The organism is Mariniflexile litorale, from assembly GCF_031128465.2.
GTDB classification, from domain to species: domain Bacteria; phylum Bacteroidota; class Bacteroidia; order Flavobacteriales; family Flavobacteriaceae; genus Mariniflexile; species Mariniflexile litorale.
The window spans coordinates 1-19,013 of the sequence record NZ_CP155618.1; the positions used below are offsets into that span (position 1 = coordinate 1).

General features: G+C 33.5%; 19 protein-coding genes and 2 tRNA genes. 7 read left to right on the forward strand and 14 right to left on the reverse strand.

Annotated features, from left to right (window positions below; genetic code table 11):
* From dnaA to QLS71_RS00015, 3 genes are read left to right on the forward strand one after another with little or no spacing between them, the layout of a single operon-like run.
* On the forward strand, positions 1-1,428 hold the full coding sequence (gene dnaA / locus QLS71_RS00005; RefSeq protein ID WP_308992111.1) for a chromosomal replication initiator protein DnaA: 1,428 nt from the start codon (positions 1-3) through the stop codon (positions 1,426-1,428).
* 11 nt (positions 1,429-1,439) lie between these two features.
* A complete protein-coding gene (locus QLS71_RS00010) occupies positions 1,440-1,892 on the forward strand; it encodes a low molecular weight protein-tyrosine-phosphatase (protein WP_308992110.1) in 453 nt (150 codons plus the stop codon).
* A gap of 5 nt (positions 1,893-1,897) precedes the next feature.
* On the forward strand, positions 1,898-2,614 hold the full coding sequence (locus QLS71_RS00015) for an SAM-dependent methyltransferase (protein WP_308992109.1): 717 nt from the start codon (positions 1,898-1,900) through the stop codon (positions 2,612-2,614).
* 2 nt (positions 2,615-2,616) lie between these two features.
* Here QLS71_RS00015 and QLS71_RS00020 read toward each other — a convergent pair whose 3' ends face one another.
* The 6 genes from QLS71_RS00020 to glyA form a co-directional block, all read right to left on the reverse strand.
* Entirely contained in the window at positions 2,617-3,276 is a 660-nt protein-coding gene (locus QLS71_RS00020) for a peptidoglycan-binding protein LysM (protein WP_308992108.1), read from the reverse strand.
* 111 nt (positions 3,277-3,387) lie between these two features.
* Positions 3,388-4,257 carry a DUF2279 domain-containing protein gene (locus QLS71_RS00025; protein WP_308992107.1) on the reverse strand — a complete coding sequence of 290 codons (870 nt, stop codon included), beginning with the start codon at positions 4,255-4,257 and terminating at the stop codon, positions 3,388-3,390.
* 41 nt (positions 4,258-4,298) lie between these two features.
* Positions 4,299-5,342, reverse strand: a complete 1,044-nt coding sequence (gene mltG / locus QLS71_RS00030) for an endolytic transglycosylase MltG (protein ID WP_308992106.1) — start codon at positions 5,340-5,342, stop codon at positions 4,299-4,301.
* Positions 5,343-5,867 carry a GNAT family protein gene (locus QLS71_RS00035; RefSeq protein WP_308992105.1) on the reverse strand — a complete coding sequence of 175 codons (525 nt, stop codon included), beginning with the start codon at positions 5,865-5,867 and terminating at the stop codon, positions 5,343-5,345.
* Positions 5,864-6,637 (reverse strand): diaminopimelate epimerase, encoded by a 774-nt coding sequence (dapF, locus tag QLS71_RS00040; protein ID WP_308992104.1) that lies wholly within the window; start codon positions 6,635-6,637, stop codon positions 5,864-5,866. Before dapF ends, QLS71_RS00035 begins: the two co-directional genes overlap by 4 nt.
* Before the next feature lie 304 nt (positions 6,638-6,941).
* On the reverse strand, positions 6,942-8,213 hold the full coding sequence (gene glyA / locus QLS71_RS00045; RefSeq protein ID WP_308992103.1) for a serine hydroxymethyltransferase: 1,272 nt from the start codon (positions 8,211-8,213) through the stop codon (positions 6,942-6,944).
* A gap of 201 nt (positions 8,214-8,414) precedes the next feature.
* Here glyA and fahA point away from each other — a divergent pair, with 201 nt between their 5' ends.
* Positions 8,415-9,698, forward strand: a complete 1,284-nt coding sequence (fahA, locus tag QLS71_RS00050; RefSeq protein WP_308992102.1) for a fumarylacetoacetase — start codon at positions 8,415-8,417, stop codon at positions 9,696-9,698.
* A gap of 89 nt (positions 9,699-9,787) precedes the next feature.
* Here fahA and QLS71_RS00055 read toward each other — a convergent pair whose 3' ends face one another.
* Positions 9,788-10,537, reverse strand: a complete 750-nt coding sequence (locus QLS71_RS00055; protein ID WP_308992101.1) for a C40 family peptidase — start codon at positions 10,535-10,537, stop codon at positions 9,788-9,790.
* Positions 10,538-10,651: 114 nt separating this feature from the next.
* Positions 10,652-11,836: an acetyl-CoA C-acyltransferase gene (locus QLS71_RS00060; RefSeq protein ID WP_308992100.1), complete on the reverse strand. Its 1,185-nt coding sequence runs from the start codon at positions 11,834-11,836 to the stop codon at positions 10,652-10,654.
* Between the two features lie 128 nt (positions 11,837-11,964).
* Here QLS71_RS00060 and QLS71_RS00065 point away from each other — a divergent pair, with 128 nt between their 5' ends.
* The 3 genes from QLS71_RS00065 (at position 11,965) to QLS71_RS00075 (ending at position 14,313) form a co-directional block, all read left to right on the forward strand.
* Positions 11,965-14,016: an HDIG domain-containing metalloprotein gene (locus QLS71_RS00065; protein WP_308992099.1), complete on the forward strand. Its 2,052-nt coding sequence runs from the start codon at positions 11,965-11,967 to the stop codon at positions 14,014-14,016.
* A 103-nt stretch (positions 14,017-14,119) separates the two neighbouring features.
* Positions 14,120-14,206 (forward strand) — tRNA-Ser (locus tag QLS71_RS00070).
* A 32-nt stretch (positions 14,207-14,238) separates the two neighbouring features.
* Positions 14,239-14,313, forward strand: a tRNA-Pro gene (locus QLS71_RS00075).
* 111 nt (positions 14,314-14,424) lie between these two features.
* On the opposite strand, the gene QLS71_RS00080 is transcribed toward QLS71_RS00075, so the two are convergent.
* The 6 genes from QLS71_RS00080 to QLS71_RS00105 all read right to left on the reverse strand — a co-directional run bounded on the left by QLS71_RS00080 (position 14,425) and on the right by QLS71_RS00105 (position 19,004).
* The gene (locus tag QLS71_RS00080; protein WP_348636626.1) at positions 14,425-15,378 is read right to left on the reverse strand and encodes a transposase; all 954 of its coding nucleotides are present in this window, start codon (positions 15,376-15,378) and stop codon (positions 14,425-14,427) included.
* Between the two features lie 19 nt (positions 15,379-15,397).
* Positions 15,398-15,751: a transposase family protein gene (locus QLS71_RS00085; protein ID WP_308991875.1), complete on the reverse strand. Its 354-nt coding sequence runs from the start codon at positions 15,749-15,751 to the stop codon at positions 15,398-15,400.
* A gap of 284 nt (positions 15,752-16,035) precedes the next feature.
* The gene (locus tag QLS71_RS00090) at positions 16,036-16,440 is read right to left on the reverse strand and encodes a helix-turn-helix transcriptional regulator (protein ID WP_348636576.1); all 405 of its coding nucleotides are present in this window, start codon (positions 16,438-16,440) and stop codon (positions 16,036-16,038) included.
* A gap of 277 nt (positions 16,441-16,717) precedes the next feature.
* Positions 16,718-17,668, reverse strand: a complete 951-nt coding sequence (locus tag QLS71_RS00095) for a DUF4625 domain-containing protein (protein ID WP_308992500.1) — start codon at positions 17,666-17,668, stop codon at positions 16,718-16,720.
* 13 nt (positions 17,669-17,681) lie between these two features.
* A complete protein-coding gene (locus tag QLS71_RS00100) occupies positions 17,682-18,161 on the reverse strand; it encodes a DUF4625 domain-containing protein (protein ID WP_308992499.1) in 480 nt (159 codons plus the stop codon).
* A gap of 54 nt (positions 18,162-18,215) precedes the next feature.
* Positions 18,216-19,004, reverse strand: coding sequence for a DUF4625 domain-containing protein (locus QLS71_RS00105; protein ID WP_308992498.1), 789 nt, complete (start codon positions 19,002-19,004; stop codon positions 18,216-18,218).
* Positions 19,005-19,013 lie beyond the last annotated feature (9 nt).

Below are 19,013 nucleotides of genomic sequence, written 5' to 3' on the forward strand. Positions count from 1 at the left end.
ATGAGTGTAACTGCGCAAACGGTATGGAATAGCTGTCTTGAATTCATAAAGGATAATATCCAACCGCAAGCATACAAAACATGGTTTGAACCTATTGTAGCGGTTAAGCTTTCAGACAATGCCTTAAGTATTCAAGTACCTAGTAAATTCTTTTACGAATGGCTTGAAGAACATTACGTGAAAATTCTAAAAGTATCCCTTACAAAAGAATTAGGTGAAAAAGCTAAACTTGTTTACATTATTAAAATGGAAAACACGTATGGCAACAAACAACCTTTTACCGAAAAAATTCCTAGTTCAAACAGAAGTTCTGTAAAATCGCAAGAAGTTGACATTCCTTTAAATAATAAAAGCCCCGAATTACGAAACCCGTTTGTAATTCCAGGTATTAGAAATGTCAAAATTGAATCCCAACTAAACCCTAATTATAGTTTTGAAAACTTTTTAGAAGGAGACTCTAACCGTTTAGCGCGTAGTGCAGGATTAGCTGTAGCCTCAAAACCTGGAGGAACTTCTTTTAACCCGTTACTTATTTTTGGTGGCGTTGGTTTAGGGAAAACTCACTTAGCACATGCTATAGGAGTAGACATTAAAGACAAATACCCTGAAAAAACAGTTTTATATATTTCGGCTGAAAAGTTCACTCAACAATATATAGATTCTGTTAAAAAAAATAATAGAAATGACTTTATACATTTCTATCAAATTATTGATGTGTTGATTATTGACGATGTACAATTCTTGTCTGGTAAAACAGGTACCCAAGATGTGTTTTTCCATATTTTCAATCATTTACATCAAAACGGCAAACAAGTTATCTTAACAAGTGATAAAGCACCTGTTGATATGCAAGATATTGAGCAACGCTTATTATCTCGCTTTAAATGGGGACTTTCTGCTGAATTGCAAACACCTGATTTTGAAACACGTGTTTCTATTTTAAAAAACAAATTATATCGTGATGGTGTAGACATGCCAGATGATATTATTGAATATGTTGCTAAAAATATCAAATCGAATGTAAGAGAGCTAGAAGGTGCTATTATTTCTTTAATTGCACAATCATCTTTCAACAAAAAGGAAATTACTATTGATTTAGCCAGAATAATAGTTGAGAAATTTGTTAAAAATACTAAGCGTGAAGTTTCTATTGATTACATCCAAAAAGTAGTATCAGATTATTTCCAAATGGATATTGATACTTTGCAATCAAAAACAAGAAAACGTCACATTGTTCAAGCAAGACAATTGGCTATGTTTTTCGCGAAAAAATTCACTAAAGCATCTTTAGCTAGTATTGGTTCACAAATAGGAAAACGTGACCACGCCACCGTATTACACGCATGCAAAACGGTAGATAATTTATCTTCTACCGATAAGCAATTTAAAAAATACGTTGAAGATATCGCAAAAAAACTATCTGTTTAAAACATTTTAAAATGACTAAAATTCTGATGGTATGCTTAGGAAACATTTGTCGTTCTCCTCTTGCCGAAGGTATTTTAAGATCAAAACTTCCTAACACTTCTATTATTATAGATTCTGCAGGTACAGGCGATTATCATATTGGTAAAAATCCAGACAGTCGATCTGTTGCAGTTGCTAATAAACACGGTTTAGACATTTCAAATCTAAAAGGACGCCAATTTCATGCTTCAGATTTTGATGTTTTTGATGTTATTTATGTCATGGATGAATCTAATTATCGAAACGTCCTATTACTTGCAAGAGACGAACAAGATAAAACGAAGGTTAAGTTTATTTTAAATGAAGTTTATCCAGACCAAAACTATAATGTCCCTGATCCTTATTATGGTGGAAACGATGGTTTTGAAAATGTTTATAATATGTTAGACAAAGCATGTTCGGTTATTGCTGAAAAATTAACTTAAAATATATGAAATCTAATAAAGGAATTCTTTATTTAATTCCAACAACATTAGGAAACAACGAACCTCTAGAAGTACTTCCTATTACAGTTAAACAAATTATAGATAAAACCGATACATTTATTGTTGAAAATGATAAAACGGCACGACACTTTATAAAACGAATATCACCGGAAAAATCGCAGCCTTCACTAAAAATGTTTCATTTAAACAAATATACCGATGCTATTGATTTGCCTAGCTTCTTAGACCCCTGTTTAAATGGGACGAACGTTGGCCTGCTTTCTGAAGCTGGTTGCCCTGGGGTTGCAGATCCGGGTGCCGATATTGTAAAAATAGCACATCAAAAAAACATTAAAGTGGTACCACTAGTTGGACCATCATCTATTTTAATGGCGCTAATGAGTTCTGGAATGAATGGGCAAAGTTTTGCTTTTAACGGCTATTTACCTATTGATAAAGGGGAACGAAAAAGTGAGATGAAACGTTTAGAACGTTTATCTTTTGAACATAATCAATCTCAATTATTTATTGAAACACCATACAGAAACAACAAAATGCTTGAAGATTTATCTAATTATTTAGACGAAAACACGCAAATTTGTGTAGCCTGTGATATTACTTTACCAACAGAACTTATAAAAACTCAAGCTGCAAAAGATTGGAAAAAAAATATCGTAGATCTACATAAAAGACCTACGATATTTATTATTCACAAAGACTAAAACTATATAGCTTTAGCTCTTTTATTTGCTTTAATTGAAGATGTATCGTAACCAGAAAACTTTTTCATATAGTATTCAATGGTTGTACCATAACTATCTTCAAAATTATCAATTCCATAACTTCTTAAATAGTTTTTTACACTTCCAGCCCCTGCTAAATGAGCCGACGCCAAAATACCAGATTCGGTTATTAAGATACCATTAAGCCTTTTGCCAACAAAATTTTTAATATCTCTACGCAAAATCCATTTATTACGTTGTGTATTGGCTACAAATGCTTTTTCTTGAAGCTCAGGATTTTTCAAAAATAACGATGGATTGTGAATCCCAATTAATTTTAAAGTCCCTGATCCAAATTGATATTTCCCTAAATAACCTAAAGTGTTTACAACAAAATAATCGCCTCTAGATTCTTTAAATGCTAAGGCCTCTTTAAATCCTACAAAAGATTTACCTAAGAATGGAGAAATTGGTTTGTTCATGTCGTTCGACGCTAAAGCATTCTCATGAATGCTAGGGTCTTGGCTTACTGTATAATCTAACTCTAAGCCAACTGTTGAATATTTACTTAAATCTGTCGTTTTATTTGATGAAAACGACACCAACAATAGAATACATATTGTTAGAGTTAGGGTTAAGTAACTTGCAATACTTTTTCTCATAGTTTTTTAAATTTTTTCAGCAAAATCACATAGTAAAATTGCTTGAAAATTTGAGCGTGCAAAATTAGACATTTTCCTAACAATATCAAAATTAATCGTTTAACGACTTTTTTAATAGTAGAATAGATGAAATACACACCCTTTTTTGGCAAATTCTATAGTTGGAAAAGGTATTTTAATCATATTAAAAATGTCTAAAACAGACTTCAGTAATTTTGAATTTGTTTCAATATTATTCAAATTTACATCTAAACTTAAATAGAATTGACGCTGTCTATTTAAATTTGTTAACAACTGATTGTCAACATCTTTCACGCCATTAAACATACCATCAGCCCCATATCCTACAGCTAAATTCAACCATTTAGGCACGCTTTGTTCTTTAAAAAAAGAATGTAAATTAGCACTTAACCAATAAGTTTGCCCATTATAGTCCTTCAAAATCTGTTCCAAAAATCCTTTCCCTAACTTTTCCGGACTTTGAGAAGCATATTTCGTTTGATGAAATGAGAACTTTAAGGAGATGCGTTGCTCATTCCAAAGCAATTCTTGTCCAATATACAAGCCTGTACCTGATGCATTTGCTAAAATATCTCCCCAAGAAAAGCCCCATTCTTTTGAATAACCGTCTAAAATTTCGACTGTTGTTAAAAACCCAAATCCTAAAGTAGCGCCATAAATTAACTGGTCCTTCTTACTTACACCACTCCAATTTAATAACTGAGCTCCATGTTTTCCCATTTGATACGAAGTAAACACATGCCCCATTTTATCCATTTGCAGCCATTCATTATTATCATTAATGGTGTGAAATTTAGAACGCTCATAATCGGCATACCACAGTTGGTTCAAACCTAACAAGGTTAAACTTCCAATAGCTGCTTCTGTAATAATAATGGCGTTTCGTCTCGGCTTATTAAGCGTATCACTAAGTGTTAAAAATGAATCGAAATTAGATTGCGAGAAGGAAAATAATGGCAATAAAACAAAAAATAACAGGTATTTTATGACTACATATTTCACTACTTATTAATGCCTTGAGATGACAAATACTGATGGTATTCTCTAGCATTCACATTATGCTGAGATAACGTTTTTGCAAATTTATGAAATCCAAAACGCTTGGCATCGGCCGCAAAATAAAGGTATTGGTGTTTTTCATAATTTAAAACGGCATCGATAGCCGAAATATCAGGCATGGCTATAAGTCCTGGAGGCAATCCTAAGTTTTTATAGGTATTATAAGGAGACACGATATCTTTATGAATATTTAGAACACGCTTGATAATCGTATTTTTATATTCTGGCAATTGATAGGCTGCAAATTTTAAAGTAGGATCTGCTTGTAATGGCATCCCTATTCTAATTCGGTTCATATAAACACCTGCTATTCTTGGTTGTTCTGAAGCTTGTTTTGACTCCTCATAAACTATTGATGCCAATGCTATAACTTGGTCTCGTTTTAAACCAATAGCTTTGGCTTTGTCGTTTCGAGCAGCCGTCCAAAAACGATTATATTCTTTAAGCATGCGCGCTCTAAATTGCTCTGCCGAGGTATTCCAGAAAAACTCATAACTATTAGGTAAATACATGCCCAAAGCTGTCGCATTATTAAACTCATATTTTGATAAAAACGCACTATCTTTCATGGCTTTTAATAACGAAAGACTATCAGTTTCTATTTGTGTACTGATTCTTCCTGCCAACTTCTCCATTGAATCCTGATTATTAAAAGATAATTTAATTGGGAGGTTCCTACTTCTAATTGAGTTAATAATATCATTATTATTCATCCCTTTAGTTATAGCAAAACGACCTGCTTTAACATTCGTTGTGTACTTTTTTTGCTTTGCAAGCGCATCAAAAGTGTTTATATCTTTCAATAACGGTTCTAATTGCTGCCTAACATCATTATAAGTCGCATTGGTAGGCACATAAACATAGGCCGTATCATTATTAAAAGCCGTATTGGAGTTCATCATGGTATTGTAAACATAATAGGCGAAATATGCTGCAATGGCCAACCCTATAAAAACAATGGCAAGAAGTATTTTTTTAATATACATTTAATTATTTATAAGCTGAAATATAAACTCATTTTTAAATGAACCGTTAATCAAAATCCAGTCCTTTTTTAATCCTATTTTTTGAAACCCTTGTTTGGTAAAAAGTTTGATACTTATGTCATTTTCTTCTGAGACATGGCAATATAACTGATGCAATCCCAAATGTGTAAAACTATAATCTATAAGTAGTTTTAAAGCTTCACTTCCCAAACCTTTAGACCTATCATTAGGTTCTTTTACTAAAATACCGACTCCTGCTCTACTGTTTTTAAAATCGAAATCAAACAAATCGATCATTCCCAAAGCCACATCATCATAACTTGAAATAACCAAGCGTAATTGTTTCACTTCAAAAATGTCTTTATGAGATTGTTTTAAGTACTGTTTTATTAAAAATTTTGAATAAGGCGTAATGGTATTACTTATTTCCCAAACTGATTCGTCGTTTTCAATGGTATGAATAAACTCCAAATCTTCGGGTTCCAAAGCACGTAAATAGATATTTTCTCCTTTTAAGGTAATCATATATTACCGCTAAAAACAAATGAAGCTGGCCCTATAAGCCAAACGTTTTTGTAAACCCCATTTTCCAAATCAAAACTCACTTGTAATTCACCACCTTGAACTTTTAAAGTAATTAAGTTTGCGTTGGTTTGATTAAGTGCGTGCATTGCCAATGCCACAGCAGTAACGCCCGTACCACAAGACAAAGTTTCGTCTTCTACTCCTCGTTCATAAGTTCTAACAGCAAAAATTTGGTCACTGATTTTCTTTACAAAATTCACATTGCTTCCTGCTTCATTATATGGCGCACCATAGCGTATAGCAGCTCCTTTAGTTTTGATATCGAAATTTTCAATTTGCTCTTCAAACTGTACATGATGTGGAGAACCCGTATTTAAAAACACATGATTTTTATGTTTTTCAACCACATCAACATCTAACATTTGGAGTTTTACGATGCCATTATGAATGCTTGCATGGTGCAAACCATCAATAGCTTCAAAAATAGCTTTATCCTTAATAACACCTAATTGATTTGCAAATGCCACTAAACAACGGCCACCATTACCGCACATAGTGCTTTCGTTACCATCAGCATTATAATACACCATTTTAAAATTTAAAGTAGGATGGTTTTCTAATAAAATTAGACCATCTGCTCCTACCCCAAAACGTCTGTCGCATAAGAATGCAATGCGTTGAGTGTCTTTTTTGTTGAACGTTTCCTGACGATTATCTATCATCACAAAATCGTTTCCTGTTCCTTGATATTTGTAAAAAGTCTGTTGCATAATAATGCACAAATATAAAGAAGTCTTTTTACTTTTTAACGTCAAACCAACATTTCAATTTATATATTAAAGCTTATATCCAATCTATGAAGCATTAAAGCAAAAAAAGCGGTAATAAGCACAAAGAAAAGAACTTCTAACTTTTTCGGATTCGCTCCAGACAAATTAGCATCCTACTTGATTTCTTTAAACCTCCCCAAAAAACTAATAACACCAAAAAACAAAAAATCCCGCATAGCGCAGGATTCTTTTGTTTTTATAGAAACCTCACATTTAAAAAAAAGTGAGGTATTATATGATGTAATTACACAAATAATGGTCTTCCCACCATCATCGTATTTACTTTACCTTTAACGGTTTCTAAAACCGCTTCATTTTCGTGGTTATTGATTACTTCATCAATTAACTGCACTATTTCAAGCATATCGGTTTCTTTTAAACCTCTGGTTGTAACCGCAGCAGTACCAACACGAATACCTGATGTTACAAATGGGGAACGGGTATCGAAAGGCACCATGTTTTTATTTACGGTGATATCTGCTTTTACCAAAGCTTGTTCTGCTTCTTTACCAGATACATTTTTATTACGTAAATCTATTAACATACAGTGGTTATCAGTACCACCAGAAATAATATTATATCCTTTTTCAACCAATGCTTTTGCCATAGTAGCCGCATTTGCTTTTACTTGTAATTGGTAATGTAAAAAATCATCGGTTAAAGCTTCTCCAAATGCTATCGCTTTAGCTGCTATAATATGCTCTAAAGGCCCTCCTTGATTTCCTGGAAACACAGCTGAATCTAATAAAGATGACATTTTACGTAAACTACCATCTTTCAAGGTCATTCCAAATGGATTGTCAAAATCTTGTCCCATCATTATTAAACCACCTCTTGGACCTCTTAACGTTTTATGTGTTGTTGTAGTTACAATATGGCAATGTGGCATCGGATCGTTTAAAATGCCTTTTGCAATTAATCCAGCAGGATGTGAAATATCGGCCATTAAAATAGCACCCACGCTATCGGCGATGACTCTAAAACGTTTAAAATCAATATCACGAGAATATGCAGACGCACCAGCTATGATTAATTTTGGTTGCTCTTTCGTAGCAATTTCTTGAATTTTATCATAGTTTAAAATACCAGTTTCCTGCTCTACCCCGTAAAATACAGGATCGTATAATTTACCAGAAAAATTTACTGGCGATCCATGAGTTAAATGACCACCATGCGATAAATCGAAACCTAAAATTTTATCTCCAGGTGTTAAACAAGCGTGATAAACCGCTGTGTTTGCTTGACTTCCAGAGTGCGGTTGTACGTTAGCGTACACAGCACCAAACAAAGCTTTTGCTCTATCAATAGCTATTTGCTCTACTTCATCAACCACTTCACAACCACCATAATAGCGTTTACCTGGGTAGCCTTCAGCATATTTATTGGTTAACACAGAACCTGCAGCTTCCAAAACTTGGTTACTTACAAAGTTTTCGGATGCAATAAGTTCAATGCCATGTAATTGGCGTTCTTTTTCAGCTTCAATTAGTTCAAAAATTTGTTCGTCGCGTTGCATAAAATTAATTTCTTGTTAAATATTCGGCAAAAATAAGAAATAGATTAGTTAAATACACCAAAAAACATATATTTACTTCTAAGTTTTTAACGGTTTTATTAACGGTTAAAAGAAATCTAATTTTTACACTTTTTTTTCTGTTGAAATAAAAAAAAAGTGTAGGTTTGAATATAATTCAATAAACATTAAACTCTTTAAGTTATGCCATTATCCGCTAACAATCCAGATAGAAAATCGTGGTTACACGTAGATAAAAACTCAGATTTCCCGATACAAAATATTCCTTTTGGGGTATTTTTAACGCGTGATGATATCGTTACCATTGGCACCAGAATTGGCGATACTGCTATCGATTTAGGGGCACTACATCAATTAGGTTATTTTAGTGGCATCCCTTTAACCGATGATATTTTTCTTCAAGATACGTTAAATGATTTTATTGCCGATGGTAGAAAAACATGGCGCTCTGTAAGAAACCGAATTGCAGAAATATTTGATAGTAACAACAAAACTTTAAAAGAAAATAAAAGTCATAAGGAAATTGTACTTTTTAGATTGGATGAAATTGAAATGCAGTTGCCTGTACAAATTGGTGATTATACCGATTTTTATTCAAGCATCGAGCATGCCACTAATGTAGGTTCTATGTTTAGAGGCCCTGAAAATGCACTGCTACCAAACTGGTTGCATCTGCCCATCGCTTACCATGGCAGAAGTTCATCTATCATTCCATCGGGAATTCCAGTTCATAGACCACAAGGTCAAACACTTCCCAACGGAGCAGAACTACCTGTTTTCGGACCTAGTGAATTGGTTGATTTTGAGTTAGAAATGGCTTTTATTACAACGGTTGCTAACGATTTAGGCGAACCGATTCCTGTGAATGAAGTTGAAGAATACATTTTTGGTTTGGTATTATTAAATGATTGGAGTGCACGAGATATTCAAAAATGGGAATATGTGCCGCTAGGACCGTTTTTAGCTAAAAACTTCGCATCGTCTATTTCACCATGGATTGTAACACTGGATGCATTAGAACCTTATCGTGTGGAAAGTCCAAAACCTATTAAGCCACAATTAGAATACCTTCAATATAAAGGTAAAAAAAGTTACGATATTAATTTAGAAGTAGCCATACGCCCAAGTGGTGCTAAAGAGACCGTTGTTAGCAAATCTAATTTTAAGTATATGTATTGGAACATGTCGCAACAATTGGCGCACCATACTATAAATGGTTGCCCAGTTAATTCTGGCGATATGATGGGAAGTGGTACTATTTCTGGCCCAACACCAGATTCATACGGTTCCTTGTTAGAACTGACTTGGAAAGGGGAAAAACCACTTAAAATGAAAGATGGTAGTGAACGTACTTTTATTAACGACAACGATACTGTTATTATGCGTGGTTTTTGTGAAAAAGATGGTACACGTATTGGTTTTGGAGAAGTTTCTACCAAATTGCTACCTGTTTTTAAACGCAAATGAAATAAGAATATGGCGTAGACGGAACCATTTTATTCTATTACGCCATGTTTTAGTAACAAAGTTTAAAAATATCTTTTAAGCTAATTTAACTAAATCACTTTTTTTATAACCCGTAGTTTATGGGTATGTATTTTCTTGTCTACATTATAGATGCCTGAGTGGTCTAACCTATCGATTCTAACCTTTCCATGAGCATGAATGATGTAGTTATCGCTCATAATAATACCAACATGGGTAATAACACCTTCGTTATTATCAAAAAAAGCTAAATCTCCAGGTTCGCTTTCTTCTATAAAACTTAAAGCCTCTCCTTGTGTTGCTTGTTGAGACGCATCGCGTAATAATTTATACCCGTTAAGTTTATAAACCATTTGGGTGAAACCTGAACAATCTATACCAAAAGGAGATTTTCCACCCCATAAATAAGGTGAATTCAAATATAAGAAAGCCGTTTTAATAAGGTTTTCTTTTACTTTTTTACCTTCAATAAAAGTACCGTCGTGTTTATGGTTTAAAATAGACAAGCCATTAAGAGAAGATCCTAATAAAATAGGATGTAATTGTTGATTTGTATCTTCAATAAATTCAACTAAATCCGTAGCTAATCTAGGAGTTTGTTGGTGTAATTCCTGGTATTGTTCTTCGGTAATTTCTAATAACTGTTTATTATCAATCCAACCTTCATACTTATCAAAAGCAAGTCTTATTTTGCTCCAACTTTTACGCTGTTCTAAAATTTTAAAAATGTCACCATATAAAACTTGCGAAACAAGTTCGCTAATGTCAGTAGGTTCATTTCTAAGAGGCACCATGCTTAAATTACAAATTCCGTATTGCATATAATTATTGTCTATTGCTTATTGATAATTATATATTGAAATGCTGTGAATGATACGGTACTAAATCTTGAATAAAAAATCATGTTTAAATAAAAATAATCAATAAAAAAATAATCAATCCTCTTTGCGTTCTATAATAATTGCAGATGCGCCACCTCCTCCATTACAAATAGCTGCTGCACCAATTTTAGCATTGTTTTGTTGTAACACGTTTAATAATGTGATGATGATTCTAGCTCCAGAACATCCAAGGGGATGACCAAGCGAAACAGCTCCTCCATTTACATTCACGTTGGTATCGCTAAGTCCTAGTATCTTCATATTAGCCAATCCTACAACTGAGAAAGCTTCGTTAAATTCGAAAAAATCGACATCATTTAGTGTCATTCCTGCTTTATTTAAAGCTTTGGGCAATGCTTTTGCAGGCGCAGTGGTAAACCATTCTGGTTCGTGTGCAGCATCGGCATAACTTTTTATAGTAGCCAGAGGTTTTAAACCAAGTTCGTTTGCTTTTTCCTTACTCATTAAAACCACTGCTGCAGCACCGTCATTGATAGTGGAAGCATTGGCAGCAGTTACCGTACCTTCTTTTGAAAAAGCAGGACGTAATTGCGGAATTTTATCTAAAATAACATTGGTGAATTCTTCGTCTTTACTAACTATAACGGGTTCTCCACGTCGTTGCGGGACTTCAACAGGCACAACTTCATTATCAAATTTACCCATATCCCACGCAGCAGCTGCACGTTTATACGATTGTATGGCAAATGCATCTTGATCTTCACGAGAAAATTCATATTTGGTAGCACAAGCATCGGCACATACACCCATAGCATCTTGATTGTACGCATCAACCAAACCATCTTTTTGCATACCGTCAATTAGCGTTGTAGGTCCAAATTTGGTTCCTGTTCTGGCATATAAATAATGTGGAATTAAACTCATGTTTTCCATACCCCCAGCAACAATAATATCAGCATCTCCTAAAGCAATACTTTGCGCTGCTTGAATAATTGCTTTCATGCCAGAAGCACAAACTTTGTTTATAGTTGTGCAAGGCACCGTATTTGGTATACCAGCATACATAGCAGCTTGTCTTGCAGGCGCTTGTCCTGTTCCTGCTTGCACCACATTACCCATCAATACTTCGTCAACCCATTCTGGTTTTAAGTTTATTTTTTGTAAAGCACCTTTTATTGCAATAGCACCCAGTTTAGGTGCAGGAATAGTTGAAAGTGCCCCCATAAAACTACCTATAGGGGTTCTCACTGCCGAAACAATAACAACTTCTTTATTCATGTGATAAAACTTAAACTTATTATATGCGAAAATAATCATTTTTTAATAGAAATTAGAGCGATTCAATGATTATAAAAAATAGGATTACCTTATAATTTTATTACATTTGGTTTCACTTAACTTTTTAAATGGAAGACTTTATAAATAAATTATACAGAAACCATTCCTTGATTTACAAAGGTCTGCTGTTTATTTGTACCACTTTTTTAATTGTGTACTTGTTTCCCAAAAGCGGGAAGTTTAAATATAATTTTGAAAAAGGAAAACCTTGGCAATCTGAAAATTTATATGCACCTTTTAACTTTGCTATAAAAAAATCGGATGCTGAAATCGCTTCAGAAAAACAAGTACTGATTGATCATTCTATTTTATATTTTGATGTAGATGCTACCGTTAAAACAAAAGTAAACACATTATATAAGGAACAATTTAGAAGTGTTTTTTCTGATTCTATTTCAAAAAGAACCTTAAACACTTTATATAAAGTAGGACAAGAAATAATCTCTGAGTTTTATGCTTTTGGGGTTCTAAATGAAAGTTATAGTTTTTCTGAAGATAGAGCCATTGCTATTCTTGACGAACGCGTAAAAAAACAAGACGGCTTTTTCTCCGATTTAATAAAACAAGATGCTGTGACACCTGTAATAAATAGGGTCTTGGAAAAACATAAATTAACTCAATATAAAACTAATTTTGTATCCCTTTTTTTTGAACTTATTCAACCTAATTTAATCTTTGACAAATCGTTTACAGAAAAAGCGCTGCAAGAAGAGTTGAATAAAATTGCATATGCTAGAGGAAGTGTTGAAAAAGAAACTTTAATTATATCGAAAGGAGAAATCATTGAAGGTGATAAATATCAAATTTTAAAGTCGTTACAATCAGAATACGAATCGCAGGTTTGGAATAAATCCAATTACAACTGGATACTCTTTGCGTACACTTTATTAGTATCCTTAGCCCTATTAATGTTGCTTTTGTTTCTAAGGAAATATAGAAAAGAAGAAGTATTTGAAAACAACACGAAAGTAACCTTCATCTTCTTTAATGTCTTTTTAATGATCTTTATTACAACCTTGGTTATAAATTACGACTCCAAGTTTGTTTACGTGGTTCCAATTTGTATTTTACCACTTATATTTAAAGCATTTTTCGATGCCCGCTTAGGCTTATTTGCTCACGTAATTACAGTACTGCTGTTAGGTTTTATAGTACCTAATAGTTACGAATACATGTTTCTTCAAATTATAGCAGGTATTGTTACTATTTTAACAGTTTCAGAATTGTATAAACGTGCTAATTTATTTATTTCAGTAGGACAAATAACCCTTATATATATTATCGCTTATTTTGCGTTTTTTGTTATTCACGAAGGCAGTGTAGAAACTATCGAATGGAAAATGTTTATATGGTTTGTTTTAAGCGGACTCGCAACGTTATTTGTACAACCCTTAATTTATGCTTATGAAAAGATTTTTGGATTGGTCTCCGATGTATCACTTTTAGAACTGTCTGATACGAATTCAAAACTATTAAAGGAACTTTCTAACAAAGCACCTGGTACGTTTCACCATTCTTTAAATGTAGCAAATCTTGCTGAAGCATCAGCCAACGAAATAGGTGCTAATGCTATGTTAGTTCGAGTAGGCGCTTTGTATCATGATATTGGCAAAATGAAGAACCCAACCTATTTTACTGAAAATCAATCCACAGGAATTAATCCGCACGACGAACTTTCATCTAAAGAAAGTGCAAGAATAATTACAGGACATGTGATTGATGGTATTGAAATAGCCAAGAAATATAATTTACCAGATAGAGTGATCGATTTTATTAGAACCCACCACGGTACAAGTGTTGTTTATTATTTTTACATGCAGGAGAAAAAAGATTTCGAAGATGTAGATAAATTAGATTTCAGTTATCCAGGTCCTAAGCCTTTTAGTAAAGAAACAGCTATTTTAATGATGTGTGATAGTGTTGAAGCTGCTTCTAAAAGTTTAAAAGACCCTACCTCCACTAAAATTGATGCTTTTGTTGAAAATATAATAGACAAGCAAATAGAAGCGGGTCAATTCTTAAATGCAAACATTACTTTTAAAGAAATTCAATCCATAAAAAAAGTTTTAAAGCATAAGTTGGCTAATATCTATCACTTACGTATAGAATATCCCGAATAAAAAAAAAGTAAAAAAAGTGAAAAAATTGTTTGTGTGATATGGGAGTAAAAGTTACATTTGCATCCGCATTTAACCATAAGTGCTTAGTTCATTAAAAAATAACGGAGAGGTGCCTGAGTGGCCGAAAGGAACGGTTTGCTAAATCGTCGTAGGTGAAAACTTACCCAGGGTTCGAATCCCTGTCTCTCCGCTAATTTATTTTAGAAATTTAGATAACCAAATCGGGGTGTAGCGTAGCCCGGTTATCGCGCCTGCTTTGGGAGCAGGAGGTCGCAGGTTCGAATCCTGCCACCCCGACAAATTAGTATATCTATCAACATCAAAAACCTGTTAATCAAACGATTAACAGGTTTTTGCGTTTTTATTGATATCATAGAAAGTAAAATGGATCAAGGCTAAAAGTTGTGTTTAAGCAAAAATAGTGGTTAATCTAAAAAGGAAAAATTCTATATTTTTGACACCTCTAAACTGGGCTCTAAAGGCTTTTATCTTTGCGTTAAAAGATTCAGCAGAAGCATTTGTACTTCGATTGATGAAATAGTTAAGTATAGATCTATAGTTTAGGGTTATCGTATTTGCTATTGTATTGAATGCTCTAAATCCAGATTGTTCAACATCTTTATACCAATGCGCTAGCTTTGTGTATGCAGTTTCTACTGATTTTGCTGTATTGAAAATATTTCTAAGGCCTTGAACTAGGTTAAATGCTAGTTGGATATCAGGATATTGATCGAAGAGTATTTTGCTTCTCTGGTATTGATTTTCCGTCCAATTAGAGGGTGCTTTGTAGAGTAAATACCTGCTTCTTGCTAAGAGTTGTTTTCTGGTATCTCCATTATCAAAGACCTCTTGTTTATAGGTCTTGTGATTTGCTCTGGCAAGTTTTATGTTTTCGTTTTCTAGATCTATGGCGTCCCACCTATATTTGATTCTTATATCTTGTAGTGCTTCCAAGGCTAATTTCTGTACATGAAACCGATCAGTAACCTGTATGGCTTTTGGGAAACATTTTTTAGCGATAGTTTTCATTGAGTTAGCCATGTCTAGTGTAATCTCTTTAACCTTCGTTCTTTTCTTTGCTGATAATTTAAGAAGCTGTTCTATAATAGGTTCTACTTTAGTGCCAGAAAAAATGGCAACGATACTTCCTTTTTTACCTTTGGCTTTTTTGTTGGTAATGATGGTGTAGAGTTCTCCCTTTGACAAAGCAGTCTCATCAATAGATAAATGGCTTCCTATATTTTCAGGAAAGATGAGATATTGTTTTGCATGTTTCTTCTGATTCCAGTCTTTAAAATCACTTAAATAATCTTTATACTGACGTTGTAGTTTTTTACCATCAACGCCATAAAAATGTCCTATGGTATGACAATCTGAAGCTCTAGTATTGATTAATTTCTTTTAAAAAAGCAGCGAACTCTGATGTCATACGAGTTCCCTGTGCTACTAAGTTCCAATCTCTCTGCACGACTTGTTTGGTGGTCTTGTCTAACCATCTGCGACGCTTAACATGCAGGTAAACTGTATTGCCTCGTAAAGGAAAATCTTGGATGGTTACTTCTTTATGAAAACCATGCGCAATTAATGTGCGTTTAGATTCTTCTTTAGGTGTTGCATTTTGTTCTTCAAAGTAAAGATGCATGACTTCGCCATTTTTAGTATGCTTTACAAGATCAAAATGGTTGATTAGAAATTCAGGTAAAATAAGTTTGAGTAGTTCTAGATAATGGTCCAAAATCTTTTTTTTGCAAAAATCCGAAAACTATAGGTAATTCACACACAACTTTTGGTCATGATCCAGTAAATTCAAGAATATCAAGCACACAAATTTATACCAAGGGCCTGAAACGGAAAGTGAGTAATGATATAAAGAAATTGAGAGCCCCATCTTTGAACGCAAAAAACAATTCAGAAAAAGAGTCTTAAAGTCTATAGACCTTTCAAGGATAAAGAAAATGTATAAAAAAAGGAAACCATTTAATGATTTCCTTTTTATAGTATATTTTGTGTTGAGTAATTTTATTTTTCTTTCATTAGCTTTTCCAAATAGCCAATTTTATCTTGCTCTGATTTTAAAAGACGTTCGTAGAGTTTTCTGTTTTCTTCATACGAATCCATAAGTTTATCTAAAGGGTTGAAAGTACAATGGTTATTAAATGTTCCTTCACTGCTATCATTAAAATTATTAAAGTAATTTATGGCTAACTCTTCTGAAAAATTTCCAATGGCTTCTTTTGTAACCCCAAGCACTTTAGCAATTTGCTCCAGTTTATCATCCTCAACTTTTTCAGATTGCTCTATTTTAGAAACAGCCTGTTGACTAATACCCAATTCTTCCGCAAGGGTTTCTTGTTTCATGCCTCTAAGCTCTCTAATACGGCTTATTTTTCTACCGATATGGTTTGGTTTTGTTGCTGTTTCCATATTTCAAATATAAGATTTTTTCTAAAATTTATCATACTTGTAAAAAACAAATTAAAGTGAGTACCATACAACTTGGTTTGGTTCTTTACATTAACAAATAGTTTTTAATTTATGTAAAACAAATTATCATGGACTCAAAAATTTCTGAAAATGCAATAAGTACTGTTTCAAGCACATAGTAAAAAAAGCTAAAAATAGTTACAAGTAGTTTTCTCAACTTATCTGATAAATAATAAAAGCAGCATCAGTTTAGTTTGCTGATACTGCTTTTTTTTTATTAATCCATGATGATATCTACTTCAATATAATGGTAGACACTTAAGTTATGCGTAGTGTTTGTGTAAACAACCCCTAAATAATATTCACCAGTTTCCCATTCTTTTTCACCATTAATAGGATTAGGTTCAGGTGTGTTGTTATCATGAGAAGCACCAATACTAAATTCGGGTGCCGAACGAGTAAAACCACCTTGGCCATCAAATAATATATTGCTAAAAGAATATACATCTTCTTTATTTTCATGTTCAAAAAAGTCGTAAACGATGACCTTTGAAAAATCGATGTCATCCACAATTTTTGGAAGGTGGTTCGCAGATTTTTTGATAAATAGAAGGTACATTTTCCCATCTCCATTTACCTTCTTGATTATAGCGGAAGATTTAAATACATTACCTTCAGAATATACGACTTCTTCTGGATTTTGAAGTAATTCATTTACATATTGATACATGGAGTCGGTATAGAAATCCATCAGATACAAATAAGGATCTACTGGTAAATTTGAAGCATCCATGAGTTTTATTGTGTAGGTTTCTTCTAGGCTTGTGCCATTTTGATCGTGTATAATAATAAGGAAATCATAAATGCCTTCCACAGCATCTTCAGGAACATCAAAATGTTTGTGAATATTGGTGTTTTTCATACCTTGGTATTCGTCCCATGTAATTTCATAGGACCAGTCCTGGGCATATGTTTCACCACTTCGTGGTTGTATTTTTATTTGGACATTTTTAATGAAATTCCCAGCTACCACATCCACATCAAAATGAAAATCTCTACCAATTACACCAACGCCATTGTTGCCCGAACCTATTTCAATATTTTCAATAGTTGGCTTAAGCAGCTCAGGTTGAGTATCGTCATCCTTATTACAAGAAGTAAATAGGAGCGTTATTAAAAGAGTTGGTATTAAATAAAATTGTAATTTATTTTTAAGAATTGTTTTCATATTCAGGTTTTATTTAGTCTATAATTTTTATATCTACCGACGTTCTACTTTGCCATCCTGTCTCATCTGTTACAGAATAGGCACAGTGATAATCTCCTGTATCTATATTATGGGGGATTGTTAAAGTGATGTTAATTTCATAACTAGTCAATCCGCTTTCTATGTGATAGTTTTCCATAAAAATAAACGGATTTATAGCTTGTTTTACTTCCTCTAACTCACATTTTTCTCCTTGATCATCATGTGTGTGGCGATCAAAATTATGGTGGATATCCAAGCTATAAGAAGCCAATGCTTGGTTGTCTGCAACTTTTGCTTTAAAATTGTAGGTTTCTCCTTTTACAAGTTGTGCACAGGCTTGGGGGAATCCTTCATTATAGTTAATAGTTATAGTTGGTTTTTGCTCGTCCTTCTTAACACTATCATCGCTCGAACAAGACGCTAAAAGAAATATGAAAAGTAAAAAGCAACTATATTTTGATATTATTCTCATTTTATAAGATTTAGAACCGCATAGTATAAGTATGTACTATGCGGTTTAATTATTTTAGGATACTGTTACGTCAATATGGGTTTCATACGCTTTCGTGTTTCCTTTTTCATCTTCAACTGTAAAGATGATATGATACTCTCCAGCAGGTGCCGTAATAGGGACATCTATATGTTCATGAAATTCTACTTCGGTCTGTTCGCGGTACCCCTCTGTAAAGGTTTGTTCAAAATCCCAAATTACTTCTCCTGGTCCAGGAACAATTCCGTGTGCGTGAACATCAACGCTAATATTGTGGATTTTATTTACTGCATTAATAAGAAATTCGACATGGAAATCCTCTCCTCGAACTACTGTAGTGTCTATAGAAATATCGCTTAGCGTAATCGAATCTAAAATGTGAATATGGCCTTCAACTTCTGTGCTATTTCCAAGTTCATCGGTTACGGTTAATTCGATATGATACTCGCCCGCAGGTATATTGGCAGGAACATCTATATGCTCATGAAATGTAGGATTGATTACGAGATATTTACTGTCGGTAAATACCTGTTCAAAATCCCATGCTACTTCACCATCTGCAATGGTTAAATCATGTGCATGAATTGAAAGGGTGATACTTTTAACCGATGCTTCGGCATTTATTTCAGCCTCTAGATGAATATCTGAACCTTTATAGGCAACTTGTTCGGTTGAATGAGCACTTCCTTCCCCATATTCAAAATTGGAGATTGTTGGTGCCTTCAATATGGGATCATCATCTTCACTACAAGATTGTAAAAAGAGCCCTAGAAAGGCGATAATTGCTAAAAATTTAAAATTTGGTTTCCTTCTGATTGTTTTCATTTGTTTTAA

What these genes read in the sequence shown, in the direction of transcription:
- QLS71_RS00035 (WP_308992105.1), bottom strand. Translation starts at nt 5,867, where the DNA reads ATGATTACCTTAAAAGGAGAAAATATCTATTTACGTGCTTTGGAACCC.
- QLS71_RS00095 (WP_308992500.1), bottom strand. Translation starts at nt 17,668, where the DNA reads ATGAAAACAATTCTTAAAAATAAATTACAATTTTATTTAATACCAACT.
- fahA (WP_308992102.1), top strand. Translation starts at nt 8,415, where the DNA reads ATGCCATTATCCGCTAACAATCCAGATAGAAAATCGTGGTTACACGTA.
- QLS71_RS00055 (WP_308992101.1), bottom strand. Translation starts at nt 10,537, where the DNA reads ATGCAATACGGAATTTGTAATTTAAGCATGGTGCCTCTTAGAAATGAA.
- QLS71_RS00100 (WP_308992499.1), bottom strand. Translation starts at nt 18,161, where the DNA reads ATGAGAATAATATCAAAATATAGTTGCTTTTTACTTTTCATATTTCTT.
- glyA (WP_308992103.1), bottom strand. Translation starts at nt 8,213, where the DNA reads ATGCAACGCGACGAACAAATTTTTGAACTAATTGAAGCTGAAAAAGAA.
- QLS71_RS00105 (WP_308992498.1), bottom strand. Translation starts at nt 19,004, where the DNA reads ATGAAAACAATCAGAAGGAAACCAAATTTTAAATTTTTAGCAATTATC.
- mltG (WP_308992106.1), bottom strand. Translation starts at nt 5,342, where the DNA reads ATGTATATTAAAAAAATACTTCTTGCCATTGTTTTTATAGGGTTGGCC.
- QLS71_RS00010 (WP_308992110.1), top strand. Translation starts at nt 1,440, where the DNA reads ATGACTAAAATTCTGATGGTATGCTTAGGAAACATTTGTCGTTCTCCT.
- QLS71_RS00020 (WP_308992108.1), bottom strand. Translation starts at nt 3,276, where the DNA reads ATGAGAAAAAGTATTGCAAGTTACTTAACCCTAACTCTAACAATATGT.
- QLS71_RS00060 (WP_308992100.1), bottom strand. Translation starts at nt 11,836, where the DNA reads ATGAATAAAGAAGTTGTTATTGTTTCGGCAGTGAGAACCCCTATAGGT.
- dnaA (WP_308992111.1), top strand. Translation starts at nt 1, where the DNA reads ATGAGTGTAACTGCGCAAACGGTATGGAATAGCTGTCTTGAATTCATA.
- dapF (WP_308992104.1), bottom strand. Translation starts at nt 6,637, where the DNA reads ATGCAACAGACTTTTTACAAATATCAAGGAACAGGAAACGATTTTGTG.
- QLS71_RS00090 (WP_348636576.1), bottom strand. Translation starts at nt 16,440, where the DNA reads ATGGAAACAGCAACAAAACCAAACCATATCGGTAGAAAAATAAGCCGT.
- QLS71_RS00015 (WP_308992109.1), top strand. Translation starts at nt 1,898, where the DNA reads ATGAAATCTAATAAAGGAATTCTTTATTTAATTCCAACAACATTAGGA.
- QLS71_RS00065 (WP_308992099.1), top strand. Translation starts at nt 11,965, where the DNA reads ATGGAAGACTTTATAAATAAATTATACAGAAACCATTCCTTGATTTAC.